This window comes from Chitiniphilus shinanonensis DSM 23277 (genome assembly GCF_000374805.1).
In the GTDB taxonomy this organism is placed as follows: domain Bacteria; phylum Pseudomonadota; class Gammaproteobacteria; order Burkholderiales; family Chitinibacteraceae; genus Chitiniphilus; species Chitiniphilus shinanonensis.
On record NZ_KB895342.1, the window covers coordinates 112,820 to 124,312 of the forward strand.

An 11,493-nucleotide genomic window follows, 5' to 3' on the forward strand; every position below is an offset into this window, starting at 1 on the left:
TGAGCTGCCCCGCCCTACCTCGGTTTTCTCTGTGAATCTCCGTGCTCTCTGTGCCCTCTGTGTTTCAAGATGTGGGGTTTGCAGTGGTTTTACCCTTCCCCCTTCCCTCTTCTCCCTTCCCAGAGAAAGCCGCCTCACCCGCCGCTCCCAAGCGGCAACACCGGCATCCGGTCCATCAGCTGGCGGAATTCGTCGGCGGGGATCGGGCGGCTGAAGAAGAAGCCCTGGATGGCGTCGATATCGGCGCTCTGCAGGAACGCCAGTTGCTCGGCGGTTTCGACGCCTTCGGCCAGCACCGACATGCCCAGCGTCTTGCCCAGGCCAATGATGGCCAGCACGATGGCGGCGTCGTTGGGGTCGGTGGTCAGGTCGCGCACGAAGCTCTGGTCCACCTTGAGCTTGTCGAAGGCGAAGCGCTTGAGGTACGACAGGCTGGAATAGCCGGTCCCGAAGTCGTCGATCGACAGCTTCACGCCCAGGCGCTTCAGGCCGTGCAGCATCGACATCACGTGCTCGACCTCCTGCATCACCACCGACTCGGTCACTTCCAGTTCCAAGTACTGCGCCTCCAGGCCGGAGGATGCCAGCGCGTCGGCGACGATCTCCAGCATGTTGGCCTGATGCAGTTGCAGCGGCGACAGGTTGACCGCGATGGTCAGCGGCGGCAGCCCGGCCGCCTGCCATGCCACGGCCTGACGGCACGCCTCGCGCAGCACCCAGTTGCCGATCGGCACGATCAGGCGCGATTCCTCGGCCACGGGGATGAACTTGCCCGGCGGGATCAGGCCGTGCTCGGGATGACGCCAGCGGATCAGCGCCTCGGCGCCGATCACGCTGCCGTCGGCCAGGCTGGCCTGCGGCTGGTAGAACAGGGTGAATTCGTTGTTGGCCAGCGCCTGGCGCATGCTGGTTTCCAGCACCAGCCGCTCCGAGGCGAGCGCGTTGAGGTCGGCGGTGAAGTACTGGTAGTTGTTGCGGCCGTTGGCCTTGGCCTGGTACATCGCCACGTCGGCGTTGCGGATCAGCGTTTCCGAATCGTCGCCGTCGTCGGGATAGATGGCGATGCCGATCGAGGTGGAGCTGGCGAAGCCGCCCGCCTCCAGCTCGAACGGCTCGGAGAACGATTCCAGGATGCGCTCGGCCACCTGCCCGGCCTCCATGGCGTCGCGCAGTTCGGACAGCACCACCACGAATTCGTCGCCGCCCTGGCGCGCCAGGATGTCGTTGCGGCCGACGATGCCGCGCAGGCGCTCGGCCACCTGCATCAGCACCTGGTCGCCGGCGGCGTGGCCCAGCGAGTCGTTGATGGTCTTGAAGCGGTCCAGGTCGAGGAACAGCACGCCCAGCCGGCGGTGATAGCGCTGGGCGGCGGCCACCGACAGCTTCAGCTCGTCGCGCAGCAGGTTGCGGTTGGCCAGGCCGGTGACGGTGTCGAAGTTGGCCAGCTCGGTGATGCGCTCCTGCGCTTCCTTGCGCTCGGTGATGTCGGTGAGGGTGCCGATCAGGCGGTTGGGGCGCTGCTGCTCGTCGAATTCGACGAAGCGCCCGCGCATCTGGTACCAGTGGTAGTCGTTGTCCTTGCGCTTGCGGCGGTACTCGATCACCAGCTGGTGCGCGGCGCCGGTGTAGTAATCGCGCACCGCGCGCATCACGTTGTCGCGGTCGGTCGGGTGCAGCTGGTTCTTCCACTTCTCGAAAGTCTCGATCAGCTCGCCCGGCTCGTAGCCGAGCAGCCGGTCGTATTCCGGGCTGGTGACGGCGGTGCGGCGGCTTTCCAGCGGCATGTCGAACAGGCCGGTGTTGGAGGCCTCCAGCGCCAGCCGCAGCTGCTGCTCGCTCTTGACGATGGCTTCCTCGGCCATGCGCCGCTCGGAGATGTCGCGCACCACCGCGCAGTTGAATTCGCGGCCCTTGAACACGATGAAGTTGGAATACACCTCGATGGGGAATTCCTCGCCGGTGCGGGTCTTGAAGGTGACTTCGTCGAACAGGTGCTTGTGCTCGCGCAGGCGCATCCAGAAGCGGGGCCAGCTTTCCTGCCTGAAGCCGGGGTTCACGTCCTTCAACCGCATCGACAGCAGTTCGCCCTCGCTGTAGCCCAGCCGGTTGCACGCGGTGGCGTTGACGTAGCGGATCTGCCCGGCATCGTCCAGCCACACCGCCATGTCGGCCCCGCGCTCCACCGCCACCTTGGTCAGGTAGAGGTCGGCCTCGGTCTGCTCCAGGCGCCGCAGTTGTTGCAGCACGTAGACCAGCAGGCCGCCGCTGGCCAGCAGCATCACGCAGGTGATGCCCATGTTGATCAGGGCTTCGCGCTGCCAGGTGGCGAGCACCACGCTGCGGTCGGCGCCGACTGCGACGCCCAGCGGCCAGCCGCTGACATGCCGCCAGCCGTGGATGCGCCGGGTGCCGTCGTCGAGGTCGGTCTCGTGGAATACGCCGGCCTCCTGGCGCAGGAAGGCTTCGTCGAAGAACTGGCGCCCGGCGATGTTGCGGCTGTGCTCGCGCGCGTTCTCGGGGTAATACAGCAAGGTGGTGCCGTCGTCGCGGAACACCCGCAGCGTGGTGCCGCGCTGGGCGTCCAGCGAGCGGTAGAAGTTGGCGAAGTAGCCCGGCGACAGACCGGCCATCAGCACGCCGGAGAACGACGCGCCCGGCCCCGACAGGCCGGTGACGATGGGGATCACTTCGCCGCCGCCGCCCGGATCGGGGCTCGCTTCGGCGATGTAGTTGGGCGTGCCCGGCAGCGCGCGGATGGCCCGGAAGTAGCGCTCGTTGCCGAGGTTGAGCTGCGGCGTGGGATAGGTGCGGGTGGTGGCGGCCAGGTGGCCGTCCTCGTAGATCACCGCCAGCGAACCCAGTTGCGGATAACGCACCACCACCCGTTGCAGGTAGGCATACAGGCACTCGTCGTCGCGCGCGGCGAGGCACTTGCGGAACAGGGTGTCCTGCTGGATGGAGAACAGCGCGTTGACCGACGATTCCATGGTCCGGCCGACGTGTTCCTCGCTGGTGCGCGCGAGGGTGAGCAGGTACAGCTCGGCCTTATTCTGGGTTTCCTGGTAGCTGCGCAGGGTGGACCAGCCCAGCGCACCCAGCGTGAACAGCATCACCACGACGGACAGCACCACCAGCAGGACGCGGATGCGTGCAAACGAATGACCGTCGTCTTGCTCCAGGGCAGGCGGCGGAGTCACAGGTTTCGTCTCCTCGTGGACAGGGGTGGTGGATGATGAACGGCGCCCGCTCCACGCATTCTTGGGGCAAAGCGCCGGGGCTGGCAAGCGGCAGTCATCCGCCTGAAACAACGGCGCGTCGCGCCGCCGCGGCTATCTGCCGATCACCGCCGTCAGATCGTGCGCGTCGGCCAGCTGCCGGGCCGCCAGTTCGGCGGCGCGCCGGTCGGGATACGGCCCCAGCCGCACCCGGTGCACGGTGCCGGCGGTCTGGATCACCAGCGGCGAGCCCGGCGGCAGTTCGCCGGCCAGCCGCGCGTGGAACGCCTCGGCGTTGGTGCGCGACGAAAACGCGCCCAGTTGCAGGTAGACCCCGCCACCGCTGTCGGCAATCGGCGCGGGCAGGGGCGCCGCCACCGGCGCGGTGGTCTCGACCTGCGTGGCGACATTGGCCGGCGGCGGCGCGCCATTGGCGGCCAGGCTCTCGACCACCACCTCGCTGCTGCCCTGCATGGCGTAGCCCAGGCGGCAGGCGGCGACGAACGACAGGTCGATCACCCGCCCCTTGTGGAACGGGCCGCGGTCGTTCACCCGCACGATCACGCTGCGGCCGTTCTTCACGTTGGTGACGCGCGCGTAGCTGGGAATCGGCAGCACCGGCGACGCCGCGGTCATGGCGAACATGTCGTAGACCTCGCCGCTGGAGGTCTTCTGCCCGTGGAACTTGCGGCCGTACCACGAGCCGACGCCCTGCGCGCGGTACTCGCCGGCCTGCCGGAGCGGGGTGAAGCTCTGGCCGAGCACGGTGTAGGGATTGTTGGCGAAGCGGTGCAGCGGCTCGGCGCGCGGCGTCGCCTCCGGCACCAGATCGATCCACGGCGGCAGATCGAGCGGACCGTCGTCCTTGTAGAACGCACCGTTGCCGGCGCGGGCATAGACGCAGGGGTTGTTGCTTGGCTGCTGCGCCAGCACCGGCGGCTCGCCCCCCGGCCTGGCCGCCACCGGCGGCTGCGGCTGGGACGGCGCCGGCGCGCGGCTGGGCGTGCTGGAGCAGGCGGCAAGCAACGCGGCACAGCCGCCCAGGCAAACGATCTTCAAGCTGGCTTTCAAGCGGACACCTCGCGCGAACCTGCGAACGGACATGAACTTCAAACCCCACATCTTGAAACACAGAGCACACGGAGAACACAGAGAAAGGCGGGAGAAAAAGCCGGGAAGGGAGCGAGGCCGGGAATAGCCTGGACCGCCCTCACCTCTGTTTTTCTCTGTGGAACTCCGTGTTCTCTGTGTCCTCTGTGTTTCAAGATGTGGGGTTGGTTTCACACCCTTCCCTCTTCTCCCTTCCCACCCACCTACCCCTTCATCAGCTTGCGGTCGCGCTGGATGCTCATCAGCAGGCCGAAGCTGGCCAGGATCGACACCATAGAGGTGCCGCCATACGAGATCAGCGGCAGCGGCACGCCGACCACGGGCAGGATGCCGGACACCATGCCCATGTTGACGAAGACGTAGGTGAAGAAATTGAGCGCGATCGAGCCGGCCAGCAGGCGGCCGAAGGTGGTGGATGCGCCGTGCGAGATCATCAGCCCGCGCGCGATCACCAGCAGGTACAGCAACAGCAGCAGCGCGTTGCCCACCAGGCCGAATTCCTCGCCGAACACGGCGAAGATGAAGTCGGTGGTGCGCTCGGGAATGAAGTCGAGGTGGGTCTGGGTGCCAGCCAGCCAGCCCTTGCCGAACCAGCCGCCCGAGCCGATGGCGATGGTGCCCTGGATGATGTGGTAGCCGGCGCCCAGCGGATCGCTGGTCGGGTCCAGCATGGTGGCCACGCGGCGGCACTGGTACTCGTGCAGGATGTTGATGCACAGGTTCCAGTGGGTGACCACGTAGGCCAGCCCGCCGAAGGCGGCGGCGCCGGCGGCGATCAGCCGCCACGACAGGCCGGCGAAGAACAGCACGTAGAAGCCGCTGGAGGTGATCAAGAGGCCGGTGCCCAGGTCGGGCTGCTTCAGGATCAGCCCCACCGGCACCACGATCAGCAGCGCGCCGACCACGAAATGCCGCCAGTTCAGGTGCACCTCGTGCAGATGGAAGTACCACGCCAGCATCAACGGCAACGCGATGCGCATCAGCTCCGACGGCTGGATGCGGGTGATGCCGATGTTCAGCCAGCGCGTGGCGCCGTGGCTGGTCACGCCGAAAAACTCCACCGCCAGCAGCAGCAGCACGCCGACCAGGTAGGCGGGCAGCGCCAGTCGCATCAGCGTCTGCTGGCGGATGTTGGCGATGCACCACATCAGCACCAGCGAAATGCCCATGAAGGTGAGCTTGTCCGACACCCGGTCGACGTCCTGGTTGGACGCCGAGTACAGCAGCACCGCCGACACCACGAACACCAGCAGCGTGAACAGCAGCAGCCACGGATCGATCGGCTGCTTGAAACGTTCCCACAATCGCTTAATCACCGGTGCGCTCCGCGGATGGCTGTTCGACGACGGACGCGTTCTGCGCCACCGGGTCTTCGGGCTTCTTGCCCAGCAGGTAGAAATCGAGCACCTTGCGCGCGATCGGCGCGGCGGCCGCGGCGCCGAAGCCGCCGTTCTCCACGATCACCGCCAGCGCGATGCGCGGCTGCTCCACCGGGGCGAAGGCGATGAACCACGAGTGGTCGCGCAGCCGTTCGTGCACGCTGCGCGCGTTGTACTTGCCGCCCTTGAGCGAGAACACCTGCGCGGTGCCGGTCTTGCCGCCGGCGGTGTAGCCGGCATTGCGGAACGCGTTGGCGCCGGTGCCGTTGGTGATGACGCTGGCCAGACCGCGGATCACCCGCTCGATGTTCTCGCGCTTCCACGGCAGCGTGCGTTCGGGACGCGGCTCCACCTGGGTCAGCTCGCCAGTATTGGGATCGACGATCTGGTTGACCACGTGCGGCCGGTAGGCGACGCCGTAGTTGACCAGCGTCGCGGTGGCGTGCGCCATTTGGAGCGGGGTGTAGCTGTTGTAGCCCTGGCCGATGCCGATCGACACCGTTTCGCCGGCGTACCACTTCTGCTGCGCCGGGTTCTTGAAGCGCTTGCGCTTCCACTCGGCGCTGGGCAGCACGCCGGGACGCTCGCCGGGCAGGTCGATGCCGGTGCGCTGGCCGAAATCCATCCCGCTCATGAAGTTGGCGATGTAGTCGATGCCCATCTGCACCGCCAGCTGGTAGTAGTAGGTGTCGCTCGACACGGTGAGCGAACGGTCGAAGCTCATGCTGCCGTAGCCGCCGGCCTTGGAGTCGCGGAAGCGGTGGCCGCCGAACACGAAGTAGCCGGGATCGGCGATGGTCTGGTGCACCAGCGGGAAATTGCCCTCCAGCGCGGCCATCGCCATGAACGGCTTGAAGGTGGAGCCGGGCGGATACTCTCCGCGCAGCGCGCGGTTGAGCAGCGGCTTGTCCAGGCTTTCGTTCAGTTCCTTCCAGGTCTGCGGGTCGATGCCGTCCACAAACAGGTTGGGGTCGAACCCCGGCTGCGAGACGAAGGCCAGCACGCCGCCGGTGGCCGGCTCGATGGCGACCAGCGCGCCGCGCCGGCCGGCCAGCAGGCGCTCGGCGACCTCCTGCAACTTGATGTCCACCGACAATTGCAGATCCTGCCCCGGGCGCGGCGACACCCGGCGCAACGTGCGCACCGCGCGGCCGTTGGCGTCGATCTCGACCTCCTCGAAGCCGGTAGTGCCGTGCAGGTAGCGCTCGTAGCTGGCCTCGATGCCGATCTTGCCGATGTGCTCGCTGCCGCGATAGTTGGCCAGCGTGCCCGCTTCCTCCAGGTCGGCCAGGTCGCGGTCGTTGATGCGCCCGATGTAGCCGATCAGGTGCGAGGCGATCTGGCCGTAGGGATAGTGGCGGAACAGCCGCGCCTTGATCTCGACGCCGGGAAAGCGATAGCTGTTGGCGGCGAAGCGCGCCACTTCCTCGTCGGTCAGCCGGGTCTTGATCGGCAGCGACTCGAAGTCCTTGCTTTCCTCCTGCAGCTTCTTGAAGCGGCGGCGATCCTTGGGCGTGATCTCGACCAGCGTATTGAGCGCGGCGATGGTGGCTTCGAGGTTGCCGATGCGCGACGGGGTGATTTCCAGCGTGTAGGCGGAAAAGTTGTGCGCCAGGATCACCCCGTTGCGGTCGCGGATGATGCCGCGCGACGGCGGCACCGGCACCAGCGAAATGCGGTTGGCCTCGGCCAGCGTCATGTACTTGTCGTGCTGGATGCCCTGCAACCAGAAGAAACGCGCCAGCAGCACGCCGAACAGCAGCAGCACGAAGCCGGCCGCCGCCACCAGCCGCAACTCGTAGGCGCTGCGCGCCTCGCGGTCGTTCTTCAGCTCGTTGTTGCTGCTGCGCCGTGTTTTGCCCCGCGTGGGGGCACCGAACATGGGGCGGTGCTTCATAGCGATTCGGGCACGCTCTTACGCTGGTATACCAGCAGCAGGTTGGAGATCGGCACCCACAGGAACGCCGACAGGAACGGCCCGATGAAGTAGCTGACGCCCACCATGTCCGCGCCGGTGATCAGCCGCAGCACCGCCATGATCACCTGCGCCAGCAGCAGCAGGCCGAGCATGGCCAGCGCCTGCTGCCAGAACGGGAAGATGTTGATCTGGCGCGAGCGCGACAGCACCAGGTAGACGATCACCGAATACGCCAGCGTGTGCTGGCCCAGCATGTTGCCGTCGGCCACGTCCATGGCCAGGCCGAACACGAAGGCCCAGCCGACGCCGACGCGGCGCGGCTGGTTCAGCGTCCAGTACAGCAACATCAGAGCGACGAAGTCGGGCGCGAAATGGCTGCCGATCAGCTGCCATGGCAACAGGTTGAGCAGCAGCGCGCCGATCAGGGTCAGCAGGATCAGGCTGGGGCGTACCGGGCGCGGCAGATGGCTGGTAACGGGCATCAGGCACCTTTGGCGGCGGGTTCCGACGCGGCCGGATAAGGCGGCGGCGACGGCGGATTGTCGAGGATCAGCAGGAAGCGATGGCTGTCGATGCCGGCCACCGGCTGGCACTGGATGCGCGGAAACGGCGAGCCGCTGGGGCGCTCGATATGCGTCACCCGCGCCACCGGCAGCCCCGGCGCGTACAGGCCGTCCAGGCCCGACGTCACCAGCAGGTCGCCCGCCTTGATGTCGGCGTTGGGCGGCAGGTAGCGCACCTCCAACGGCTGGCCGGCGCCCATGCCGTAGACCACGGTGCGCAGGCGGCTGCGCTGCACCATCACCGGCACCGCGTGGTTGCGGTCGGTGATCAGGCGCACCTCGGAGGTCATCGGCTGCACCCGCACCACCTGGCCGACCACGCCCTCGGTATCGACCACGATCTTGCCCGGCTTCACGTCGCCGTTGACGCCCAGGTCGACGATCAGCTTGGCGGAGAACGGATCGCGCCCGCTGTAGAGGATCTCGGTCAGGCGGCTGCCCTGCGAGCTTTGCTGCTGACGCAGCGCCAGGCCGCGCAGTTGTTCGTTCTCGGCGAGCAGCGCATCGACGCGCATCGCCTTGGCGCGCGCCACCAGGATCTGGTCGTTCAGCTTGCGGTGTTCGGCGATCAGCACCGCCTGGCGGGTGAAGAAATCGCGGGCCTCGTGGAAGGCGGCGAACGGCGCGGTGGCCAGCCATTGCAGCGGGTACAGCACGAACGACACCTGTTCGCGCACCCGGCCCAGCACCTGGAAGTGGACATCGCCCACCATCAGGGCGACGGAGAGCGTCGAAAAGATCAAAAGCCGCGTCAGCGGCTTCGGCCCTTGCTTGAAGAAGGCGGGTTGAGTGGCTTGCATGGACGATCGATAGGCCAGGTGTCAGGCACGGGAAGGCGGGCTTGCCGCCCTCCCCTCTACGAATTGGGAACCACTAACAAAACCCGGCGAAGCGGCCCCGGCAGGAAGCGAACCGCGGCCAGGAGGGCTCTGTCAGCGGCTCAAAGCCGCTGAACCCGCGTTCAGTCGTTGATGAAGATGGCCACGCCACCCTTGTCCAGCTTTTCCAACGCCCGACCGGAGCCGCGCACCACGCAGGTCAGCGGATCGTCCGCCACGATCACCGGCAGGCCGGTCTCTTCCATCAGCAGGCGGTCCAAATCGCGCAGCAGCGCGCCGCCGCCGGTCAGCACCATGCCCTTCTCGGCGATGTCGGCGCCCAGTTCCGGCGGGGTCTGTTCCAGCGATTGCTTCACCGCCGACACGATCTGGTTCAGCGGCTCGGTCAGCGCTTCCAGGATCTCGTTGGACGAGATGGTGAACGAACGCGGAATGCCCTCGGCCAGGTTGCGGCCCTTCACTTCCATCTCGCGCACTTCGGCGCCGGGGAAGGCCGAGCCGATGCGCTTCTTGATGTCCTCGGCGGTGGTGTCGCCGATCAGCATGCCGTAGTTGCGCCGGATGTAATTGATGATGGCTTCGTCGAACTTGTCGCCGCCGACGCGTACCGACGACGCGTACACCACGCCGCCCAGCGAGATCACGCCCACCTCGGTGGTGCCGCCGCCGATGTCCACCACCATCGAGCCGGTGGCTTCCTCGACCGGCAGGCCGGCGCCGATCGCCGCGGCCATCGGTTCCTCGATCAGTTCCACCTTGCGCGCGCCGGCGCCCAGCGCCGATTCGCGGATGGCGCGCTTCTCCACCTGGGTGGAGCCATAAGGCACGCAGATCACGATGCGGGGGGGCGAGCTGAACAGTCGGCTCGGGTTCACCTTCTTGATGAAGTGCTTGAGCATCTGCTCGGTGATGGTGAAGTCGGCGATCACGCCGTCCTTCATCGGTCGGATCGCGGTGATGCTGCCGGGAGTGCGGCCCAGCATCTTCTTCGCTTCGGCGCCCACGGCCAGGATGGTCTTCTTGCCCGACGGGCCGCCTTCCTGCTGGATGGCGACGACGGACGGCTCGTCCAGCACGATCCCCTTGCCCTGCATGTAGATCAGGGTGTTGGCCGTGCCCAGGTCAATGGCGATATCGTTGGCGAAATAGCCGGAAAGCATACCTAGCATCGTGTTCTCGCAATTCAGAATTCGTGGGGCAGAACGACACGGCAAAACCGCGCCGGTGAAGGATTCGTATGGGCCGCGGCGCGCATGGCGGTGCGTGGATTCCGCATCGCACCATGCCCGGAAAGGGCGGCCCAACGCCCGTTTGGGCGAAACAAACCCGGTATGATACCCTAAGAGCCCGCCTCGGTAGGCATCCGCGACACGCCATCCGCGCAAAAATCCACCCGGCATCGGGTGGTACGCAAGCGCAGCGCGATGCGCGAGCGCGCCACCGGGTCCGACGGTCGCCCAGCAGGGCGCCGCCACGGCCCCCGCCGCCCCGGAACGCCGCGCCTCCAGCCCCGGCGCAGCCCCCAAGCAGCAAGGAAAACCACATGTCGCTGTCCCTCGACGACGTCAAACGCATCGCCCGGCTGTCCCGCATCGCCGTCACCGACGACGAACTGGCCGCCACCCAGACCCAGCTCAACCGCATCTTCGGCCTGATCGAGGAGATGCGCGCCGTGGATACCACCGGCATCGAACCGATGTCGCACGCCCAGGACGTGGTGCTGCGGCTGCGCGACGACGCAGCCACCGCGCCCAATCGCCGCGAGGCCTTCCAGGCTGTCGCCCCCGCCGTCGAGGACGGCCTCTACCTCGTGCCCAAGGTGATCGAATGAGCCTCTCCGCCATCCGCCAGCATTTCGACGAAGCCGCCGCCCTGCTGGAGCGCGTGCGCACCGACGACGCCTTCCTCGCCGCCGTGGACGCCGCCGCCGCCGTGCTGGTGCACGCGTTCAAGCACGGCCACAAGGCCATCTCCTGCGGCAACGGCGGCTCGCACTGCGACGCCATGCACTTCGCCGAAGAGCTTTCGGGCCGCTATCGCGGCGACCGCCCCGCCATGCCGGCGATGGCGGTGTCCGACCCCACCCACATCACCTGCGTCGGCAACGACTACGGCTTCAACGAGATCTTCGCCCGCCAGGTGGCCGCGTTCGGCCAGGCCGGCGACGTGCTGTTCGGCATCACCACCAGCGGCAACTCGGCCAACGTGATCCGTGCCGTCGAAGAAGCGCGGGCCCGCGGCATGCAGGTGATCCTGCTGATGGGCAAGGACGGCGGCAAGCTCAAGGGCGTGGCCGACGTCGAGATCGTCGTGCCGCACTTCGGCTATGCCGACCGCATCCAGGAAATCCACATCAAGGTCATCCACACGCTGATCGACCTGGTCGAGCGCGGCATGGGCTACGTCGACCAGGCATAACGCCGCCCGCACCGGCGGCGCCCCCGGGGGCCGCCGCGACCAGATCGCAAA

At 67.1% G+C, this 11,493-nt stretch carries 9 protein-coding genes; 2 read left to right on the forward strand and 7 right to left on the reverse strand.

The genetic code is table 11. The annotated features are described in order from the left end of the window. Positions 1 to 134 precede the first annotated feature (134 nt). From C556_RS21655 to C556_RS0110195, 7 genes are all read right to left on the reverse strand, one after another. Positions 135 to 3,197, reverse strand: coding sequence for a bifunctional diguanylate cyclase/phosphodiesterase (locus tag C556_RS21655; RefSeq protein ID WP_018748144.1), 3,063 nt, complete (start codon positions 3,195 to 3,197; stop codon positions 135 to 137). A 132-nt stretch (positions 3,198 to 3,329) separates the two neighbouring features. Continuing rightward, complete coding sequence (locus C556_RS24095) at positions 3,330 to 4,274, reverse strand: septal ring lytic transglycosylase RlpA family protein (protein ID WP_018748145.1); 945 nt, start codon at positions 4,272 to 4,274, stop codon at positions 3,330 to 3,332. Positions 4,275 to 4,528: 254 nt separating this feature from the next. Continuing rightward, complete coding sequence (gene rodA / locus C556_RS0110175) at positions 4,529 to 5,641, reverse strand: rod shape-determining protein RodA (RefSeq protein ID WP_026262981.1); 1,113 nt, start codon at positions 5,639 to 5,641, stop codon at positions 4,529 to 4,531. Continuing rightward, entirely contained in the window at positions 5,634 to 7,586 is a 1,953-nt protein-coding gene (mrdA, locus tag C556_RS0110180) for a penicillin-binding protein 2 (protein WP_157236081.1), read from the reverse strand. Before mrdA ends, rodA begins: the two co-directional genes overlap by 8 nt. 11 nt (positions 7,587 to 7,597) lie before the next feature. Continuing rightward, positions 7,598 to 8,104 (reverse strand): rod shape-determining protein MreD, encoded by a 507-nt coding sequence (gene mreD / locus C556_RS0110185; protein WP_018748148.1) that lies wholly within the window; start codon positions 8,102 to 8,104, stop codon positions 7,598 to 7,600. Then, positions 8,104 to 8,985: a rod shape-determining protein MreC gene (gene mreC / locus C556_RS20045; RefSeq protein WP_018748149.1), complete on the reverse strand. Its 882-nt coding sequence runs from the start codon at positions 8,983 to 8,985 to the stop codon at positions 8,104 to 8,106. The genes mreD and mreC overlap by 1 nt, the downstream gene beginning before the upstream one ends. A 161-nt stretch (positions 8,986 to 9,146) precedes the next feature. Then, complete coding sequence (locus C556_RS0110195) at positions 9,147 to 10,193, reverse strand: rod shape-determining protein (RefSeq protein ID WP_026262982.1); 1,047 nt, start codon at positions 10,191 to 10,193, stop codon at positions 9,147 to 9,149. Between the two features lie 374 nt (positions 10,194 to 10,567). Here C556_RS0110195 and gatC point away from each other — a divergent pair, with 374 nt between their 5' ends. Continuing rightward, positions 10,568 to 10,855, forward strand: coding sequence for an Asp-tRNA(Asn)/Glu-tRNA(Gln) amidotransferase subunit GatC (gene gatC, locus C556_RS0110200; RefSeq protein WP_018748151.1), 288 nt, complete (start codon positions 10,568 to 10,570; stop codon positions 10,853 to 10,855). Beyond that, entirely contained in the window at positions 10,852 to 11,442 is a 591-nt protein-coding gene (gene lpcA, locus C556_RS0110205) for a D-sedoheptulose 7-phosphate isomerase (protein ID WP_018748152.1), read from the forward strand. The genes gatC and lpcA overlap by 4 nt, the downstream gene beginning before the upstream one ends. Positions 11,443 to 11,493: the final 51 nt, after the last annotated feature.